Source organism: Enterococcus sp. LX10 (assembly GCF_023539285.1).
Classification (GTDB): domain Bacteria; phylum Bacillota; class Bacilli; order Lactobacillales; family Enterococcaceae; genus Enterococcus; species Enterococcus faecalis.
The window spans coordinates 314,735-334,861 of the sequence record NZ_CP092784.1; the positions used below are offsets into that span (position 1 = coordinate 314,735).

Here is a 20,127-nt window from a genome sequence, read left to right on the forward strand (position 1 = left end):
ATGAAAGGTTTTAGAAAATTTTTAAATCGACTTTTAGAAATACTTGGATCAATCATTCTTGCTACAATGGTTTTGGTCGTTTTGTACCAAGTGTTTGCCCGGACAGTGTTAAAAAATCCTAGTACCTTAACAGAAGAATTTGTTCGCTTTGCATTGGTCTGGCTGGCGATGTTAGCTTCTGCTTATGTGGTTGGAAAAAAGGGACATTTAGCAGTAACTTTGTTAAGTGAAAAATTACAAGGGAAACAAAAACGCTTTTTAGAATTTATTGTTCAATTGTTGTTCCTACTTTTTGCAGGAGTGATTATGATATTTGGCGGTTGGAATGGTGTAGTAATTACGTTAGGACAAATTTCACCATCTTTGGCAATTCCTATGGGTTATGTCTATTTAGCCGTTCCAGTGGCAGGTGTTTTGATGTTTATTTATAGTTTGATGAATTTGCTAGAGTTATTCACGCAATCAAAAGATTCTTAATGCGTTTATAGAAGAAAAAGAATAGGAGTAAAAATATGGCTTTAGAAGCAGGCATTATCTTATTTGTAGTTTTTGCAGTCTTATTGGTAGTTGGTATGCCAATTGGTATGAGCATTGCGGCATCTTCAATTGCAACATTGTTATTAGTAATTCCTTTTGAAGCAGCTGCATTTACCTCAGCTCAAAAAATGGTCTCTAGTTTAAATAGTTTCTCTCTCGTAGCAATTCCGTTTTTTATTTTTTCTGGTGTGATTATGAATAATGGGGGAATTGCCCAAAAGTTGGTAAATTTTTCTATGTTATTTGTTGGTCGTGTTCCCGGCGCGCTAGCACATACTAATGTGTTAGGGAACGCATTATTTGGTTCGATTTCTAGCTCTGCAATTGCAGCATCTACTGCTATTGGTGGCGTGCTAATTCCGCAACAAGTAAATGAGGGCTATGATCGGAAATTTGCAACGGCTGTAAATATTGCCTCTGCTCCTACAGGAATGGTTATTCCACCAAGTACAGCGTTTATTATGTATTCGTTGGTGGCTGGTGGGGCCTCTATTTCTTCTTTATTTTTAGGAGGTTATTTGGTAGGTTCTTTGTGGGCGTTAGGAATTATGGTGGTAGCCTATGTTATTGCAAAACGTCATAATTATCCTACTGTGGCAAAAGCAAAAAAAGGAGAAGTCAGCAAGGTTCTGCGAGAAGCGGTTCCCAGTGTATTGTTAATTGTCATTATTATTGGCGGTATTTTGACGGGGTTATTTACAGCGATTGAAGCATCAGCAATTGCTGTCGCATACTCATTATTGATTTCAATGTTTTACTACAAAACAGTGAAAATAAACGATTTACCTAAAATGTTAAAAGAGGCTGTCTTGATGAGTGGAACCATTATGTTCTTGTTGGCAACTTCTTCAATGATGTCTTTTGCGATGGCTTTTACAGGGATACCAGAAGCAATCAGTACAGCTATTTTAGGAATCACAGACAATAAATACTTAATTCTACTATTAGTAAACGTTGTCCTATTGTTTGTGGGAATGTTTATGGATGTTGGTCCAGCTATTTTGATTTTTACGCCAATCTTTTTACCAATTGTTATGAATGTTGGAGTGGATCCAGTTCATTTTGGTTTATTTGCGATTATGAACTTGTGTGTTGGTTCAATTACACCACCTGTTGGAACAGGATTATATGTTGGTGCTAGTGTTGGGGGTGTTAAAGCTGAGCAAATGCTGAAACCACTAGTTCCATTTTATCTGGTAATCTTAGCAATTTTACTTTTAATCACATATGTACCTGAACTTGTCATGTGGTTACCAAATCTAATTTCTTAATTCAATACAAATTGTCTAACAACCCCAATTGAGCGAAACATAAGTTGTTCAATCAACTAGATTTGGTAATTTACTATAAAATATTGAGTTTAGGAGGCATAGAAATAAAAAATCTCTCTATGACGTTATGTGTCATAGAGAGATTTTTTAGAAGCCACTTTTACGGTATTGACTAGGAGTTAATCCAGTTCGCTTTTTAAATAATCGACTAAAGTAGGCATAGTTTTCTAAACCAACATCTACAGCAATTTCTTTCACTGTTTGATTAGAATAGCGTAGTAAATCTTTTGAATAAGAAATTTTTTTACTAATTTGATATTTAATTGGCGGTAATCCAATGTATTTGGAGAACTCTTTGTTCAATTGATATTTATTTAAATGAAAGAGTTGAGCCAAGTCTTCTAAAGAAATTGTTTCTTTGAAATGTTGATCAATGTAAGCTTTCATTTCCAAAACCAATGATGGAATCGTTTCGTAGGTAAAGTCTTGACGATACTTTTGCAACAATAATTCGTTCAGTAATTGATGAATTAAGACGGAAGATTGGTAATCAGTTTGCGCATGTTGTAAATCTTGTAATTGTAATAATTGCTGAATGATTAAATGAATAGGATTATCTTCTGGAAGCTGATTAGTGGAGAAAACTGGTGAACCATTTTTCATAAATTCTTGGAAAAAAGCACCAGAATTTCCTCCTTCAAAATGAATCCAGTCCATTTCCCAAGGATCTTCGCTGGTTGCTTGATAGTATTGATAATCCCGACAGTCAATAAAGAATAAATCACCTCTCTGTAAGCTGTATGTATGATAACGATAGCGTAATTCCCCAGTACCATTTAGCGTGAATTTAATTAAGTATGATGGTAAATGTGCCCGCTCCGTATAATAAGGGCGCGAGGCTTTAAACTGTCCAATTTCCTGTATGTAATAAAAAAGTGTGCGACTTTTGCTGCTAGGTGTCAAAATATGTCGCTTAGAATCGTCTGACCAAGAGTAGTCGGCTTTTTCCCAATAATCCATAAGAACCTCCTAATTACCAAGATAGTACAATTATATCTCAAAATTGTGAGAGGTGAAAGCGCTATTTTTTGTTTATGATGAATACATAAAGTTAGTCTAACGTACAAAAAATAAAAATAGTGAAAGGATTGACAACTATCAACAAAGTGAAAAAAGAACAAGTTGAGAAACGAACCTATTTAGCGGTTGATATTGGCGCTTCTAGCGGTCGCATAATGAAAAGTCAACGCTTAGCGAATGGTCAGATAACAATAGAAGAAATTCATCGTTTTAAAAATGGTTTTCATCAAAAAGATGGGTATCAGCGTTGGGATATGGCTAGTTTAGTTCATGAGTTACTGCTTGGTCTGCAAAAAGTTAAACAATTAGGTATCAAGGAATGCTTTATTGGAATTGATACTTGGGGTGTTGACTATTGTCTGCTGGATCAATCTGGACAACTTTTGGACGAACCGATTGCTTATCGAGATGGACGGACAGAAGCAGCTGTAACAAATTTTTCAAAAGGCTATTCATTAGAAAAATTGTACCAACAAACGGGGATTCAAGTTCAACCTTTTAATACCATTTTTCAGTTATTTGTAGAGGAAAAGGAACGTTTGGCTGCAGCCAGTCAATTGTTGTTAATCCCTGATTACTTAGGTTATGTCTTTACTGGAAAAGCAGTCATCGAAGCAACCAACGCCTCCACCACGCAACTGTTGAATGCTGGAACGAAACAATGGGAAAGTGAATTACTGGATTTCCTAGGAATTGATGAAACACTATTTCCAACATTAGTAGAGCCGGGCACGATTTTAGGCGACCTGCAAACAGCGGCTTTTCCAGACTATGATTTACCAAATGCAACGTTGATTACGATAGCTAGTCATGATACAGCTTCAGCAATTTTAGGTACGCCAGGCATTGGCGATGACTGGGCGTACATTAGCAGTGGTACTTGGTCTTTATTAGGCATTGAAACTACTGTTACAACAATTTCTGCTGAAGCTTTCCAAGAAAATTACACGAATGAATGGGGCGCCCAGAACACAATTCGTTTCTTAAAAAATATTATGGGTATGTGGCTAATTCAAGAAGTGGCACGGCACCAAAACTACCAATATAGCTATGCTGAATTGGCCGCCTTAGCTGAAAAAGAACCAGCATTTCAACAATTTATTGATGTAAATGATCCTCGTTTTTTAAATCCAGGAAATATGATTACTGAATTACAAGCTTATTGCCGTGAAACACAACAAACAGTTCCTGAAAGCCCTGGTGAACTCGCTCGCTGTATTTATGATAATTTAGCATTGTGTTACAGCGTAGAACTAGAAAAATTAGCTCAATTAATAGGAATCGAGCGGAAAATTACAACTTTACATGTTGTCGGTGGTGGTTCCAATAATCGTTTATTGAACCAGCTAACTGCTGATGTTGCTAATGTTACAGTGAAAGCGGGACCTGGAGAAGCAACTGCTTTAGGTAATCTTTTGATGCAGATGATTGCAACAGGTGAACTTAAAGATATTCCAGCAGCTCGTACTTGTATCCAAACATCTTTTCCCACGGAAATCTATCAAGCAAATCCAATTGATTCAACAATAAAAAATCGCTATCAAGCATTTATGAAAAGGAGCTCATTATGACAACCATTACACAAAAATATGAAGAAGCGAAAGAAAAATATGCCAGTATTGGCGTAGATACCGAAGCTGTATTGGAAAAAATGGCTGATGTCAAAATTTCAATGCATGTGTGGCAAGGAGATGATGTGAGAGGCTTCTTAAGTGAGGATGAACTTTCTGGTGGCATTTCAGTTACAGGGAATTATCCAGGCGTTGCTCGAAGTCCCCAGCAACTACGTCAAGATTTAGAAAAAGCGTTTTCTTTAATTCCAGGAAAACACAAATTGAATTTGCATGCTATTTATTTAGACACAGAGGAAAGGGTGGATTTAAACGAACTGGAACCAAAGCATTTTGAACCATGGGTAACGTGGGCAAAAGAAAATGGCTTAGGATTGGACTTTAATCCAACCTTTTTCTCGCATCCAATGTACCGCGATGGCTTTACTTTAGCTCATCCGAATCCGCAAGTTCGAGACTTTTGGATTGAGCATGGGAAACGTTCACGAAGAATTGCTGAATATTTTGGAAGAGAATTAGGACAAGTAGCTGTCAATAACTTTTGGGTGCCAGATGGCTTTAAAGATAACCCAGTTGATCGTTTAACGCCGAGAAAGCGGTTAATGGCTTCGCTAGATGAAATTTTTTCAGAGGAAATTGATCCAGCTTATACAGTCGATGCGGTGGAAAGCAAGCTCTTTGGGATTGGTTCAGAAGCCTATACAGTTGGGTCTCATGAATTTTATATGGGCTACGGTTTAACGCGGAATAAATTAATTTGTTTAGATGCTGGTCATTTTCATCCAACAGAAGTGATTTCTAATAAGTTATCTTCATTATCCTTATTTGGCGAAGGAATGCTATTACATGTCAGTCGTCCAGTTCGCTGGGATAGTGACCACGTTGTCATTATGGATGATGAATTGCAAGAAATTGCCAAGGAATTAGTTCGCAATGATTTATTAGGAAAAACACACGTGGGCTTAGATTTCTTTGATGCCACAATCAATCGTGTTGCCGCTTGGGTGATTGGCACCCGCAATACACAAAAAGCGTTAATGAAAGCGATGCTTGAGCCAACAAACGTCTTAAAAAAAGCTGAATTGATAGGAGATTTTACCACACGTTTAGCCTTAACGGAAGAGTTAAAAGACTTTCCATTTGCCGATATCTGGAACTACTACTGTCAAGAAAATCACGTACCTATCGGCTTAGATTGGTTAACGGATGTTCAAGAATACGAAAAAGTGATTTTACCAACTCGTCAATTGCCAACAGGTAAAGATAGTTGTCGTTTTTCATAAAATTAACAAACGAGAGGAACTTCTAAAATGAAAAAAATGAACGTGTTACAAGCACCATTTGTGGAAGAAATGGTCAAAACGACCAAAAATTTATATCGTTTAGGTTGGGATGAACGAAATGGCGGAAATATTTCGTATTTATTAAAAGAGGAGGAGATTTTACCTTTTCTAAATCCAACACAAGTGCTCCGAAAGATTCCAATGAAATTTGATGCAACGAAATTAGCAAGAAAATATTTTATCGTGACAGGCTCAGGAAAATATTTTAAAAATGTCTGTGATGCACCAAGCGAAAACTTAGGGATTTTACGAGTTAGTGAAAATGGCCAGGAATTAGAACTATTGTGGGGCTTAGAAGATGAAGCTGTGCCAACGAGTGAATTACCTAGCCATTTTATGAGCCATATTGCTCGTTTAGCTGTTGATCCAGAAAATCGCATTGTCATGCATAATCATGCGAGTCATTTATTAGCAATGAGTTTTACCCACGAATTAGATGAAAAAGTCTTTACTAGAACATTATGGCAAATGTGTACCGAATGTTTAGTAGTATTTCCAGACGGTGTTGGTATTATTCCATGGTTGGTTCCTGGAACGAATGAAATTGGTGTAGCAACGGCTGAAAAAATGAAAGAATCTCGTTTGGTTTTATGGCCGCAACATGGTATTTATGGTACTGGCCGTGATATGGATGAAGTGTTTGGTTTAATTGAAACTGCCGAAAAAGCCGCTGAAGTGTACACTTATGTTTGTGCGCAAGGAGGCGTTCGCCAAACAATTTCAGATGCAGATTTATGGCGCTTAGCAGAAGCGTTTGGTGTGACACCGAAAGTTGGCTATTTGGAAGAGAAAGTATCAAAACGGAGAAAGCTATGATAAAAAAAGCCTTTTGTATGCAAGTATATCCTGATCAACATGCCGAATATCAACGACGTCATGAGGAGTTATGGCCAGAAATGCGTCAAATGCTGAAAGAACATGGGGCAATTAAGTATCAAATTTTTTTAAATCCTGAAACCAGTACACTTTTTGGCTATTTAGAAATAGAAGATGAAGCTCGCTGGGAGCAAATAGCACTGACACCAATCAATCAAAAATGGTGGAACTATATGGAAGATATTATGGAAACAAATCCTGATTGCTCGCCGGTGACGGCTGAATTAAAAAAAGTTTTTGAACTATAATTTAAAATAGAACAGTTTGTTATAGTGAATCGTATGGTTGTGCACAAAACAACTTACTTGAGTGGAGTTGATTTTAAGAAATTGTTCTGGAACTTACAAAGAAAGCCTTTGTGGTAACGCCTGTTCCAGAAAGTAATAAATTGTGCCAACATTAGCTGTAACTGTGTATTCAAAAAATATTTAACTTCTAAAAAAAGAGGTGAATCTTGTTGAAGAGTGTAAAAGAAATCCGGAAATCACAAGTAAATAGTATGATTTCAGATCAATATGAGATCTTTCATGTAAAAGATATGGTTAGTCCAGAAAAAACCATCTATCATTACCACGATTTTTATGAAGTCCATTGTACGTTAAAAGGGGTAGCAACGTTCTTTTTAGATGGACATCAATTTGATGTTGAAGCAGGAACCGTTTTACTCATTCATTATCATGATTTACATCGAATTATTAAGCAGAGTACTGATGATTTTGAACGGATGTATATTTTTTTAACACCTGATTTTTTACAACAACGATCTAGTAAACGGACAAACTTGTCTGCTTGTTTTCAACATTTTGGTCAGCGTCGTAGTAAAGTTATCAAAGTGGATGTAGCAAAATTAGCAAACTACTTGACCCCGTTAGATCATTCTCCTTTGCCAGAAGAATATGGTGCGGATGTTCGTTATGAACAACAACTGTTAGACTTTTTAATTTACTTAAATCAATTAGTTCTGAAAGAAGAGAATGAGAGCCAACCAAAACAAATGATTGAAAATGAACGAATTGAAGCAATGATTACCTACATTTCTCAAAATTTGGATCAACCATTAACCTTAGAACAGATGGAAAAAAATTTTTTTGTGACTAAGTATTATGTAACGCGGGAATTTAAGAAACATACAGGATTTACTTTCCATCAATTTGTGCTGAAAAAGAAATTACTTTACGCTAAACAGTTATTAAAAGAATATCGCAGTGCTAGTGATGTTTACCTGAAATGTGGATTTAAATCATATCCACACTTTTTGAAATCCTTTAAAAAAGAGTTTAATATGACACCAAAAGAATTTTTGGCGCAACATAAGAATAATCAGATCATTCATTTTGATCATTACGAAGAATCTATAAAGAAAGTGAGGCTTGAATAAAATGTTGACACTTGCAGTACGTGCCCATGATGTTGGCACCAAAATATCTCCTGTGGAATTGGCTAAAAAAATTGCTGAAACGAACATAACTTCAATTCAATTTGCCTTAGGTATTTCTTATCCAGAATATGCAAGTGCTGCTGTTCTATCTCCAGGACTAGGAAGTCAATTGAAGAATATTTTCGAAGATGAAAAGATTACGATTAGTGTCCTAAGTTGTTATATTAATCTGATTCATCCAGATTTAGAAGAGCGAGAAAAACGACTGCATCAATTTGAAACATACATTCGTTACGCTTCAATGTTTGGGGCAAAAATCGTTGCAACTGAAACAGGCAGTATATATGAAACGATTTATTACACTGAAGATAATTATACAGAAGAAGCCTACGAAGAAGTTTTATTTTCTGTTAGAAGATTATGTCGAGAAGCTGAAAAGTATGGGATAATTGTTGGGATTGAACCAGGAATCAATCATCCAATTCATACAATTGAAAAAATGCAACGATTGATTGACGAGGTTGCTTCAACTAATTTAGGCATTATTTTGGATCCTACCAACTTAATTCGAGTAGATATAGATAAAACGTATTTGGAAATAGTAGAAGAAGCGTTTGAGTGCTTTGGTGAAAAAATCGTTGCTTTTCATTTGAAAGATTTCATTATAAGAAATCAGCAGATATTTCCGGTAGCCATTGGCGAAGGGCAGGTACCTCTTAAAGAAACCATTCAATTTTTGAATAAACATAAGCCCGGACTGTTCACTATTTTTGAGGAAACACCATTTGAAAAAATAGCAAGTGCCTATCAAAAAGTTTCGCAATATCATTCCATTTAGATAAAAATGTGCAACGAAAAACATCTCGATTTTTTGAGATGTTTTTCGTTGCTTAATAAGACAAAATATAAAATATACTTGCCTTAAAAACTCACATAAAAGAAAGAAGCAATCGCCACAGCAAATGAAATAATAGCAAACACTAAACTACTCCATAGTCCTAACAGAATAAATGGTGAGGTTCTTTTGCCGCTCTCTTTCTTTAAGTAGGAAAATGTCCGTCCAGTAACAATGAATTGCCAGATACTAATCAATAAAAAAATACCGCCAATTAAGTAACGCATGTCCTCGTCCTCCTTCTATTTAGTATACCACTTGATGAAAACGTTATCAAAACGCTGTATAAAAAAGTTGCCTTTCAAAAAAGAGAAAGGCAACTTTTTGACGGTTTAACGGACGTCACCCATTAAGTTTTGGATTGGTTTTTTCACAATGAATAAGAGAATCCCAGCAACGACAGCTACAAGTCCGACAATCCCAAAATATGCTGACTCTGTTCCGGGTGTATAGAAACGAGCAATTTGAGCGTTAATGGCTTGTGAAGCGGCATCTGCTAATAACCAAATAGCAACGGTTTGAGCTTCGAAAGCTTTCGGTGCTAATTTTGTAGTAATCGATAAGCCAACGGGAGATAAACACATTTCTCCGACAATCATAATGAAGAAACTAAAGAATAACCAAAGTGGACTCACCCGTCCTTCGGTACCATAAAGTATACCTGGCAACATTAATAAGACGAAGGAAAGACCAGCAAAGACTAGCCCTAGTGAAAACTTCACAACTGTTGATGGTTGACGTTTACCTAGTTTTGTCCATAATGTAACAAAAATAGGGGTCAAAATAACTACGAATACAGGATTTAATGATTGGAACCAGCTAGCGGCAATCGGGAAGCCAAACAAACTCGTTTGCGTCCGTTCATTTGCAAATAGAGCAAGAATAGACGAACCTTGTTCTTCCAATGACCAGAAAACAATTGCTGCTAAGAATAATGGCAAGTAAGCCAGAACTTTTGGTTTTTCTTCAGCAGTGACATCTTTAGACGTTAACATTTTGCTGAAATAATAAACAGGTAACAGGATTCCTAACACGCTGATGGTATTAATAAAGAAATCAATTGTTAAATGTCCTGTGACATAGGCGCCACCAAAAATAAGTAAAGCAACGATAATTGCCAGCATAAATGCTTTAGCAAATTTATTTTGCTCTTCTTTAGACATTGGATTAGTTGGGGCCTGACCAATTCCAGCCAGAGATTTACGTCCTTGGAAATAATATTGTAGTAGCCCGAAGAACATCCCTACTGCGGCAACGGAAAAGCCTAAATGATAATTATATTCTTGTCCTAAAGTTCCGACAACAAGGGGAGCGATTAAGGCTCCGATATTAATCCCCATGTAAAAAATGGAGAAGCCTGCATCTCTACGTAAGTCAGTTTTTGAATAAAGATGGCCAACCATCCCTGAAACGTTTGGTTTTAACATCCCAGTCCCAAATACAATTAACATAATAGAAACGAATAAGGCGGGGACACCAAATGGGGTAGCGAGAACAATATGTCCAGCAATGATTAACAAACCACCAATAAAAACAGTTTTCCTTGAACCTAAGACACGGTCAGAGACCCAACCGCCAATGATACTGGACATGAAAACCATTGATCCATAAATGGACATGATGGCTAAGGCAGTTGCTTTGGGGAGACCTAAACCGCCATTGGCTACGGTATCGTAAATGTAATACATTAGAATAGCACGCATGCCGTAGTAACTGAAACGTTCCCACATTTCTGTGAAGAACAGTGTTGCTAGTCCTTTCGGTTGTCCCAGAAAGGATTTGTCTAATTTCTCAAGTTGTTCTTTGTCACTCATAGATAAAACTCCAATTCTTATAATATTCAGAATATTTGATAATAAAATGACTTAAATGTAGATTCATATATTTTATTACTCATAGATTGGAAAATAGAAAGAGAAAAAACTGATTATGTTTTTAAATAACAATCGTTCGAGCGATTGTTTGTTTTTTATTCGTGAATTATGATAAAAATGAATATTTATTCTGCTTTATTTTCAATACTTTGTTTTCACAGTCGTTTTAGCTGTTCTTTTTTTGAATAAGATTAAAATGAATAAATAACAAGCAAAATATAAGATTTTTTTGTTTAACTCTTTTTTTCAATAGGAAGTGCTTAGTGTTTTTTCAGAATCGAAAAATGAATACGACAAAAAATTTATCTATATAATAGAAGGAAAAATAAATATAGTGAATGATAAAAAAATTCAAAGAAAACACCTGTTCTTTTTAGGCGTGAGTTTTTAAAAAACATTCTCATGTCTAGTATCTTTAACATTTTGTTACTTTTTGACTGAAACGAATGTAAAAAAACCGACATTTAATGGCTAATCAAGGGTTAGAAAACGGTTTCTCAAAAATAAAATCCTGTTTTTTTAACTTTTTTTTGCAAAATATAAACAGGATAATATCAAGCTTCCAGCAGCTTTTTATTACAAAATGTAACAAAACCGACATTCTAGTAATAAATTGTCACGAGATATTCACCTACGGCCGGCCATTCGATGATAAAGTATGTGAAGTCGTTTCGATAAAGCGAAGCAGACGTGGTTGTTGCCGAGTGCTAAGAGCAACAATCAAATATTTTTAATTACAAAGGAGAAACATACATGAAATCAATCAAAACGATTTTACTTGGAACAACTTTGGCCGCAGGTTTAGGATTATTCTTAGGAACAGACGCAAACGCAGAAAGCTTATATACAGTTAAAGCAGGAGATACTTTATCAACAATTTCTCATCAATTTGCAGGAGACAATAGCTTAATTCAAAAAATTGCTTCTGATAACAAATTGCCAAACCTTGATTTAATTTTTGAAGGAGAACAATTAGTTATTCGTTCAGAAAAAGAAGTTGCTAATACTCCAGCACCAGCTGTAGAAGTTGCACCAGTTCAACAAGTAGTTGAACAACCTGTTGCACAACCAGTACAACAAGAAGTACAACAACCTGTTGCTCAAGAAGTAGCGCAACCAGCAGCACCTGCCGCAAGCAGTGATGCAAAAGAATGGATCGCACAACGTGAATCTAGTGGTTCTTACGATGCAACAAACGGTCAGTATATCGGTCGTTACCAATTATCTGCCTCTTATTTAAATGGTGACTATTCACCTGCCAACCAAGAACGCGTGGCAGATCAGTACGTAGCAGGTCGCTATGGTTCATGGGATGCAGCTAAATCATTCTGGTTAGCAAATGGTTGGTACTAAAATTAAATAAACGAAGTAATCTAATTACTTATTAAAAACCATAAACAAAAAAACAGTAACCTGTAAAGATTACTGTTTTTTTTGTCGATTTGTTAAGGTACAACGCCCCACGCTCGTCAATTGGTGGTCTGCGTTATATATTTTTGCTTCCCAAACTTGAAGGGTCTTTCCCGAGTGATCGGGCGTCGCAATCACGGTAAGGCTACCATCATGGACACTACGAAGATGATTTACTTGTAAGTCTATGCCGACAGCAAAAGTGTTTTCAGGAACGTTTTCGTTCGCACCTAAACTACAGGCAGTTTCAATTAAGACGCCGTTTAAGCCCCCGTGGACAAGGCCATAGGGTTGTTTATGCACGTCTTTTACCGCTAAAGTAAGCTGACATTTCTCAGCAGAAACATGTTGAATCGTGATGCCTAAATACTCTAAAAGATGAATAGTAATCAGTCCTTTCTAATAAAAGAGAGAATAAAAGGTTTTTTATTTATTATACAGGAATGAAGAAAATTTGAAATAGCCATGTTTTTTCTTAAAATTCAAGCGACTTTTTCTCTAAAGTGCCGATTCTTGTGTATAATAGAAAAGATGAGATTAATGAAGGAGGTTTCCTAATGAGAAACTGGACAACAATTAAAGAATATGATGAAATTTTATTTGAGCAAGCAGGCAAAGTAGCAAAAATTACTATCAACCGCCCGCATGTTCACAACGCATTCACACCAAAAACAGTCATGGAAATGATTGATGCATTCAACATTAGTCGTGATAAAGAAGATGTCGGGGTTATTATTTTAACAGGCGCAGGTGACCAAGCATTCTGTTCTGGTGGCGATCAAAAAGTTCGAGGTAATGGTGGTTACGTTGGCGAAGACAACATTCCACGTTTAAATGTGTTAGATTTACAACGGTTAATCCGTGTCATTCCCAAACCAGTCATCGCAATGGTGAAAGGCTGGTCCATTGGTGGCGGCAATGTTTTACAATTAGTTTGTGATTTAACAATTGCGGCTGAAAATGCTAAGTTTGGGCAAACAGGACCAAATGTCGGTAGCTTTGATGGTGGATACGGCTCAGGTTACTTGGCGCGCGTTATCGGCCATAAAAAAGCGAAAGAAGTTTGGTTTATGTGTAAACAGTATTCTGCTCAAGAAGCTTTAGATATGGGCTGGATTAATACAGTTGTTCCATTGGATCAAGTAGAAGATGTGACAATGGAGTGGGCAGAAGAAATGTTAACCAAAAGCCCGATTGCTTTACGGATGATTAAAGCCTCTTTAAATGCCGATACAGATGGCTTGGCTGGTGTGCAACAATTAGCTGGTGATGCGACACTTCTTTACTATACAATGGCTGAAGCACAAGAAGGCCGAGATGCATTTAAAGAAAAACGGACACCAGATTTCGATCAATTCCCTAAATTCCCATAAACCAATGACTTGGTTAAATAAACAAGTACAAAAACGTCCCGATCATCCTGCTTTTTATTTTCAGGATGAATCTTGGACGTTTTTAGAAGTGCAACAAGAAGTCAGCCATTGGGTAGCCACATATCAACAGGTGCTTGCACCAGAAGAAAAACGTGTGGCTTTATTCAGTAAGAACAGCAAAGAGTTGTATTTTTCAATTCTAGCCTTATGGGAATTGGGGAAAGAGTTATTATTTTTAAATACGCATTTGACACTTGCTGAACTGACTTTTCAGTTAAAAGATGCGCAAGTTAAAACGATTATTGGTGCGCCTGAAACGCAGGCTTTGTTAGAGGAGATTTCTTTTGTCGACGTTCAGCCAATGGTTAAAAAACAGCATAGTCTTTTACGTCAGGAGTTTCAACAGCCAAGTGACTTAGAGTCGGTGGCTTCTATTATGTATACATCTGGAACTACAGGACAACCTAAAGGGGTCTTGCAACGGTTTAAAAATCATTTGGCCAGTGCTAGAGGCACTCAAGAAAATATGGGGATTACTGCTGAAGATTGTTGGTTGTGTGCAGTCCCATTATTTCACATTAGCGGATTGTCGATTGTTTTTCGACAACTCGTCTTAGGTTGTAGTATTCGCCTTTACGATAAATTTGATGAACAGCAAGTGACACAAGATTTACAAGAAGGCCGTGGCACCGTCATTTCAGTGGTTGCGACAATGTTACAACAATTATTGTCTGTCTATCCTGAAGCTGGCTACAGCGTCAGCTTTAAAGGAATGTTATTGGGCGGCGGACCGATTGCACCGGATAAATTAGCGCAGTGTGAGGAAAAAGGGATTCCAGTCATTCAATCTTATGGGATGACGGAAACGTGTTCGCAAGTTGTTGCCTTGAAATTTGAAGATGCGGCACTGAAAATCGGCTCTGCTGGGCAACCGTTAAAAGATATGCAGATCAAAATTGTTGATGAACTAGGACAAGAACAGCCAGAAAAGCAAGTCGGGGAAATTTTACTTAAGGGACCAAACGTTGTTTCAGGTTACCTTAACCAGCGTCAACCTGAAAAATGGACAGCAGATGGTTGGTTTAAAACAGGCGACATGGGCTATTTAGATGCACAAGGGTACCTGTATTTGGTTAGTCGTTTAAGTGAACTCATTATCTCTGGTGGTGAAAATATTTACCCCACTGAGGTTGAACAGGTGTTACAGGCGATAACAGGAATTAAAGCAGCGGCAGTTGTAGGAGAACCAGATGCGCAATGGGGAGCCGTCCCAGTTGCATATGTGATTAGTGACCAAGAAATCACCTTAGCGCAAATTCAAGACCAGTGTTCACGAAAACTGGCAAAATATAAACGACCGAAACGCATTTATTTTTGTCATTCTTTCCCGCAAACAGCAAGTGGAAAGATTGCCAAACATCGTTTCATGACAGAAGAAAGAGAGGCGTTTTTAATCAGATGAAATTGCCTGATGAATTACGACAAGCCTATCAGAAGAATGCCCGTCAGTTCAGTTGGGTTTTTCCATTAGAAACAGAACAAACAGCCTTGGCAATTTTTGCCGCTGGTGAAAAGGCATACCAAGGAGAACGTTTTTTTTGGCAAACGCCGAAAAAAGATTTTGCTTTGGTTGGCTTCGGATATGAAACTATCTTAAAAGGCGCAGAAACAGAAACGCATCAATTGAACAACTTTTTAAAAAAAGAGGCGGCAACTCGTTTTCAAAATATGTCTATTTCTGGTACAGGGGCTCTTCTGTTTGGCGGTTTGCCTTTTGATACAGAACAAACGCCTACTGAGGCCTGGGGAGAGTTAGGGGAAGGTTGGTTTTATCTACCAAGTATTCTATTTACTTTTTCAGGTTCACGTATTTATGGAACGCTGAACTTTTCAGGTTCTAGTGAACAAGAAGTCGAGGAACGTTGGTCGACTTTGGTGGCTCAGTTTGATCGCTTGTTAGCTACCTGTGAGGAGTTGCCAGCTGTAGCGGAAACAAAGATTGACAAGGAAGAAGTTGCCGTGACTGAATGGCTACAAGCTGTCAACGAAACCGTAGCAGTCTTAAGAGAAGATGGCCCTTTAAAAAAAGTGGTTTTGGCTCGACAACTTGCTGTGAGCAGTCCTGAAAAAATTCGAAGTAACCAAGTGCTCGTTAATTTAATGGCACAACAACAAAATACGTATTTGTTTGCTTTAGAAGCCAAAGACACAAGTTTCATTGGTGCAACACCAGAACGACTTCTGTTGGGTACTAAAGAAACGTTTGCGACCGCTTGTATTGCAGGAACCATTAAAACGGGTCAAACACCAGAAGAAACGAAAACTTTAGGAGCACAACTTTTACAAGACCGCAAAAATACCGGAGAACACCAAATTGTGGTGGAACGTTTAGCGAAAGAGTTGGCGAAGATGACGACTTCTGAAAACAGTATTCAAGCACCCATTATTTTGGAAAATCGAGATGTACAACATCTTTATGTGCCAATCTCGGGTCAACGTAAACCGGGAATTTCGTTCTTGGAAAGTGTGATGCAGTTACACCCAACGCCAGCTTTAGGCGGTGAGCCCAAAGAGTTGGCAGTCGAATGGATTCGACAATATGAGCCAGGGAGTCGTGGGTTATATGGTGCGCCAATCGGTTGGATTTCAGGGAATGATGATAGTGGCGAGTTTGCTGTGGCCTTGCGTTCAGGTGTCTTTGCTGGTCAGCAAGGCGTTCTTTATGCAGGTTGTGGTATTGTTGCGGATTCCCAAGCAGAGCTAGAAAGAGAAGAAACGAAAATAAAATTTCAACCGATGTTACGAGGAATTGGAGGGCAGGTTTAATGAATCATCAAGAAACAATGACCGATTATTTAATGGCCTTTATTGAAGGCTTAAAAAATAGTGGGGTTGAACAAGCAGTCATTAGTCCAGGGTCCCGTTCCACACCACTGGCTTTATTACTTCATCGGGAAACCGCAATCCAAACTTTTGTCGATGTCGATGAACGTTCCGCTGCTTTTTTTGCTTTAGGATTAAGTAAAGCGAGTCAAAAACCAGTGGTCTTACTTTGTACCTCTGGAACAGCAGCTGCAAACTATTATCCAGCAATTTGTGAAGCCAATATTAGCCATGTGCCTTTAGTCGTTTTAACAACAGATCGGCCGCATGAGTTACGTCAAGTTGGCGCTCCTCAAGCCATGGAGCAATTACAAATGTATCAAAATCACGTGAAATTATTTGTTGAAATGGCTTTGCCAGAAGCAACAGAAGAGATGTTGAATTACGCCTATTGGCAAGGCGCTAAAGGAGCAGCATTCGCGCAACAAACGCCTGCAGCACCTGTTCATTTGAATTTTCCTTTGCGGGAACCATTATTACCTGACTTGGAGAGAAAAACAAAGAGTTCTCAACAAACGGCTTTATTCGCTGGTCAATCAATCCTTTCTACAGAACAAGTGCAACAGTTAGCGGATCAATGGTACCAGAAAAACGGCGTTTTGGTTGTCGGTGGCAGTCATACAGAGGAAGAAGCGGCGTTATTTATTCAATTAGCCGAAGCTTTGCAATGGCCGTTACTAGCGGATCCTTTAGCAAACATTGTGACACATGGGCAAAATAGTGAAGTTGTTATTGCACATAGTGATCTGTTTCTAAATGTGGCAACCTTGCCACAAGAACCAGAAGTGGTAGTGCGTTTTGGTTCGCTGCCAATTTCTAAAAACATCATGTTATGGTTGAAACGCTTAGCAACGACAGAGACTGCTTTTTATTTTGTGGACGAAAATGGGCAATGGCAAGAGCAATTGAAAAAATCACAAACAGTTATTCAGGCAAAGGAAACCACGTTTGTAGAACAACTGCTAACGGTTGTCAAACCAACAGAAGCGACTTGGTTAGCACAATGGCTCCTGCTGGAAAAAACGGTCTCTGAAGTTCTTCTAGAAACGCTGAACGCGACAGAATTAAATGAAACAACAGCCAGCTTAGCTGTTCACCAAACAATGAAAGAGAACGGTCAGTTATTTGTATCTAATAGTATGGCTATCCGCTACTTAGATCGATTTATGGATAGTCGCCCTTATCGGATGTTTGGAAATCGCGGCATCAACGGGATTGATGGGATTGTTTCAACTGCTTTAGGAATGAGTGCCGTAGCACCGACACAGCAAAACGTTCTACTGATTGGTGATTTAGCGCTATATCATGATATGAATGGTTTATTTTTGGCTAAACGTTATCAGTTGCCGTTAACAATTGTTTTATTAAATAACAATGGTGGCGGGATTTTCTCTTTTCTATCTCAACGAACTTTACGTGAGGACGATTTCGAGCCTTTATTTGGAACACCGCTTGATTTAGATTTTTCGTTAGTTGCTGAACTTTACGGTGCTTCGTATCAAGAAGTCAAAACAATCGCGGAGCTCAAGCAAACTTTACAAGCAGCGGCTGAAGAACCACAATTTCAAGTGATCGAAGTCAAAGGAAATCGTCAAGAGAATGTTCATTTGTACGAATCAATTTTAGCTGAAATTGGTAGACGAGTAGAAAGACAGGGGATTTCATGGAACGGTTAATTCGGGGGATGCAGTACCATTATCAATGGTTAACACCTTTTGATGCAAAGCGAACGACACTAGTCTGTTTACATGGTTTCACAGGAACGTTAGCCACGTTTGCAGCCGTTTTTCCCAGTCAAACACCTTATAACGTTTTAGGCATTGATTTACCTGGGCATGGCGCGACTGCTAGTTTGGTAGCACCAGAGCGTTATACCATGAAACAGGTTTGCCATGATATTGCTGAACTAACCGAATCGCTAAATTTGCCTTGCTTTTGTTTATTAGGCTATTCAATGGGCGCTCGAACAGCTTTAGGTTTTGCATTACATTATCCACAAAAGGTACAGCATCTTTTATTGGAAAGTGGATCACCAGGTTTGGCCACTGCCGCAGAACGTCAGGCTCGGATCTGTCAAGATCATCGTTTGGCGGAACGTCTTTTAGAGGAACCGCTGGTGGATTTTATTGATTTTTGGCAAGAATTACCGTTATTTCAAACGCAAAAAGCCTTGTCTGTGGCACAGCAAATGGCCATTCGTCAGGAACGTTTGAGCCAATCGGCCTTTGGATTGGCTAGTAGTTTGTGGTATATGGGCACAGGAGCGCAAGAGAGTTACTGGGAACGTCTAGCAGAATTGCAGCCGATTCCTACCGATTTATTGGTAGGCGGCGAAGATCAAAAATTTATTGGAATTGCGAAAAAAATGCAGGCACGTCAACCGTTGTTGAGGCTGACAATTTTTCCTGAAGCAGGACATTGTATCCATTTGGAACAACCAACGATTTTCTATGAAAAGGTGACAGCGTTATTGGAAGGAGCTATCTGAATGAACATTCAATCAATTGAAACCTATCAGGTTCGTTTGCCTTTAAAAACGCCGTTTGTCACGAGCTATGGTCGCCTGGAAGAAAAAGCGTTTGATCTATTTGTAATAACGGATGAGCAAGGAAATCAAGGGTTTGGCGAATTAGTGGCTTTTGAGCAACCTGATTATGTGCAAGAAACGTTGGTAACCGAACGCTTCATCATCCAACAGCATTTAATTCCGTTACTTTTAACAGAAGCGATTGAACAGCCGCAAGAGGTTTCAACAATTTTTGAAGAAGTTAAAGGGCATTGGATGGGAAAAGCTGCGTTAGAAACTGCCATCTGGGATTTATATGCCAAACGGCAACAGAAGAGTTTAACTGAATTTTTTGGACCAACGCGGAGGAAAATTCCTGTAGGGATTAGTTTAGGGATTCAAGAAGACTTACCTCAATTACTTAAACAAGTTCAGTTAGCTGTAGAAAAAGGGTATCAACGAGTGAAGCTGAAAATTCGTCCCGGTTATGATGTGGAACCTGTTGCTTTGATTCGTCAGCATTTTCCTAACTTGCCTTTAATGGTCGATGCAAATTCAGCGTATACATTGGCAGATTTGCCTCAATTGCAACGTTTAGATCACTATCAATTAGCGATGATTGAACAGCCTTTTGCTGCAGATGATTTTTTAGACCACGCACAATTACAAAGAGAACTGAAGACAAGAATTTGTTTGGATGAAAATATTCGTAGTCTCAAAGACTGCCAAGTGGCGTTAGCATTGGGCAGTTGCCGTAGTATCAATTTGAAGATTCCTCGTGTAGGTGGGATTCACGAGGCGTTGAAGATTGCCACATTTTGCCAAGAAAATGATTTATTGGTTTGGTTAGGTGGCATGTTTGAGTCTGGTGTTGGTCGCGCATTGAATTTGCAATTTGCGTCACAGCCTACCTTTTCCTTTCCAGGTGATATTTCAGCAACGGAACGCTATTTTTATGAAGATATCATCACGGAACCTTTTATTTTAGAGCAAGGGACAATGACCGTGCCTCAGGGACTTGGTATTGGTGTTACACTTTCCCAGACGAATTTGCTAAAATACAGTCAGTATCAAAAAATCATGTAATGATAACAAAATTGCGCCTATGACTATGCAGAGAAGCATAATCT

The 20,127-nt window shown here is 38.2% G+C and carries 19 protein-coding genes; 15 read left to right on the plus strand and 4 right to left on the minus strand.

The genetic code is table 11. The features are described from left to right. Both MKZ30_RS01590 and MKZ30_RS01595 read left to right on the plus strand, forming a co-directional pair. Positions 1–477 (plus strand): TRAP transporter small permease, encoded by a 477-nt coding sequence (locus MKZ30_RS01590; RefSeq protein ID WP_033601166.1) that lies wholly within the window; start codon positions 1–3, stop codon positions 475–477. Positions 478–512: 35 nt separating this feature from the next. Continuing rightward, complete coding sequence (locus MKZ30_RS01595; protein ID WP_002355306.1) at positions 513–1,808, plus strand: TRAP transporter large permease; 1,296 nt, start codon at positions 513–515, stop codon at positions 1,806–1,808. 147 nt (positions 1,809–1,955) lie between these two features. Here the strand turns inward: MKZ30_RS01595 and MKZ30_RS01600 are convergent, their stop codons facing one another. Then, on the minus strand, positions 1,956–2,828 hold the full coding sequence (locus MKZ30_RS01600) for a helix-turn-helix domain-containing protein (protein ID WP_002355307.1): 873 nt from the start codon (positions 2,826–2,828) through the stop codon (positions 1,956–1,958). A gap of 119 nt (positions 2,829–2,947) precedes the next feature. On the opposite strand from MKZ30_RS01600, the gene rhaB reads away from it, so the two are divergent. The 6 genes from rhaB to MKZ30_RS01630 all read left to right on the plus strand — a co-directional run bounded on the left by rhaB (position 2,948) and on the right by MKZ30_RS01630 (position 8,894). After that, positions 2,948–4,459 (plus strand): rhamnulokinase, encoded by a 1,512-nt coding sequence (gene rhaB / locus MKZ30_RS01605; RefSeq protein ID WP_025186230.1) that lies wholly within the window; start codon positions 2,948–2,950, stop codon positions 4,457–4,459. Further along, complete coding sequence (gene rhaA / locus MKZ30_RS01610) at positions 4,456–5,742, plus strand: L-rhamnose isomerase (RefSeq protein ID WP_033601167.1); 1,287 nt, start codon at positions 4,456–4,458, stop codon at positions 5,740–5,742. Before rhaB ends, rhaA begins: the two co-directional genes overlap by 4 nt. 27 nt (positions 5,743–5,769) lie before the next feature. After that, entirely contained in the window at positions 5,770–6,618 is an 849-nt protein-coding gene (gene rhaD / locus MKZ30_RS01615; RefSeq protein WP_033601168.1) for a rhamnulose-1-phosphate aldolase, read from the plus strand. Continuing rightward, positions 6,615–6,926, plus strand: coding sequence for an L-rhamnose mutarotase (gene rhaM / locus MKZ30_RS01620; RefSeq protein ID WP_033601169.1), 312 nt, complete (start codon positions 6,615–6,617; stop codon positions 6,924–6,926). Before rhaD ends, rhaM begins: the two co-directional genes overlap by 4 nt. A gap of 251 nt (positions 6,927–7,177) precedes the next feature. Then, a complete protein-coding gene (locus MKZ30_RS01625; RefSeq protein ID WP_050444158.1) occupies positions 7,178–8,056 on the plus strand; it encodes an AraC family transcriptional regulator in 879 nt (292 codons plus the stop codon). 1 nt (position 8,057) lies between these two features. Then, entirely contained in the window at positions 8,058–8,894 is an 837-nt protein-coding gene (locus tag MKZ30_RS01630; RefSeq protein WP_002355313.1) for a sugar phosphate isomerase/epimerase family protein, read from the plus strand. 83 nt (positions 8,895–8,977) lie between these two features. On the opposite strand, the gene MKZ30_RS01635 is transcribed toward MKZ30_RS01630, so the two are convergent. Next, on the minus strand, positions 8,978–9,178 hold the full coding sequence (locus tag MKZ30_RS01635; RefSeq protein ID WP_002383691.1) for a hypothetical protein: 201 nt from the start codon (positions 9,176–9,178) through the stop codon (positions 8,978–8,980). A 105-nt stretch (positions 9,179–9,283) separates the two neighbouring features. Beyond that, a complete protein-coding gene (locus tag MKZ30_RS01640) occupies positions 9,284–10,765 on the minus strand; it encodes a peptide MFS transporter (RefSeq protein WP_033601170.1) in 1,482 nt (493 codons plus the stop codon). A gap of 813 nt (positions 10,766–11,578) precedes the next feature. On the opposite strand from MKZ30_RS01640, the gene apf reads away from it, so the two are divergent. Further along, a complete protein-coding gene (gene apf / locus MKZ30_RS01645) occupies positions 11,579–12,178 on the plus strand; it encodes an aggregation-promoting factor (RefSeq protein ID WP_002355317.1) in 600 nt (199 codons plus the stop codon). A 69-nt stretch (positions 12,179–12,247) separates the two neighbouring features. Here the strand turns inward: apf and MKZ30_RS01650 are convergent, their stop codons facing one another. Next, positions 12,248–12,628, minus strand: coding sequence for a PaaI family thioesterase (locus MKZ30_RS01650; protein WP_002361187.1), 381 nt, complete (start codon positions 12,626–12,628; stop codon positions 12,248–12,250). A gap of 110 nt (positions 12,629–12,738) precedes the next feature. On the opposite strand from MKZ30_RS01650, the gene menB reads away from it, so the two are divergent. Genes menB through menC form a run of 6 tightly spaced genes read left to right on the plus strand, consistent with a single transcriptional unit; the run spans position 12,739 to position 20,083 of the window. Further along, on the plus strand, positions 12,739–13,608 hold the full coding sequence (gene menB, locus MKZ30_RS01655; protein ID WP_002391106.1) for a 1,4-dihydroxy-2-naphthoyl-CoA synthase: 870 nt from the start codon (positions 12,739–12,741) through the stop codon (positions 13,606–13,608). A gap of 4 nt (positions 13,609–13,612) precedes the next feature. After that, positions 13,613–15,070, plus strand: a complete 1,458-nt coding sequence (locus MKZ30_RS01660) for an o-succinylbenzoate--CoA ligase (protein ID WP_002364948.1) — start codon at positions 13,613–13,615, stop codon at positions 15,068–15,070. Beyond that, positions 15,067–16,434: an isochorismate synthase gene (locus tag MKZ30_RS01665; protein ID WP_002364946.1), complete on the plus strand. Its 1,368-nt coding sequence runs from the start codon at positions 15,067–15,069 to the stop codon at positions 16,432–16,434. The genes MKZ30_RS01660 and MKZ30_RS01665 overlap by 4 nt, the downstream gene beginning before the upstream one ends. Continuing rightward, on the plus strand, positions 16,434–18,167 hold the full coding sequence (gene menD / locus MKZ30_RS01670) for a 2-succinyl-5-enolpyruvyl-6-hydroxy-3-cyclohexene-1-carboxylic-acid synthase (RefSeq protein WP_033601171.1): 1,734 nt from the start codon (positions 16,434–16,436) through the stop codon (positions 18,165–18,167). The genes MKZ30_RS01665 and menD overlap by 1 nt, the downstream gene beginning before the upstream one ends. Next, positions 18,155–18,979, plus strand: a complete 825-nt coding sequence (menH, locus tag MKZ30_RS01675; protein WP_002392503.1) for a 2-succinyl-6-hydroxy-2,4-cyclohexadiene-1-carboxylate synthase — start codon at positions 18,155–18,157, stop codon at positions 18,977–18,979. Before menD ends, menH begins: the two co-directional genes overlap by 13 nt. Next, positions 18,980–20,083, plus strand: a complete 1,104-nt coding sequence (gene menC / locus MKZ30_RS01680; RefSeq protein WP_002373222.1) for an o-succinylbenzoate synthase — start codon at positions 18,980–18,982, stop codon at positions 20,081–20,083. Positions 20,084–20,127: the final 44 nt, after the last annotated feature.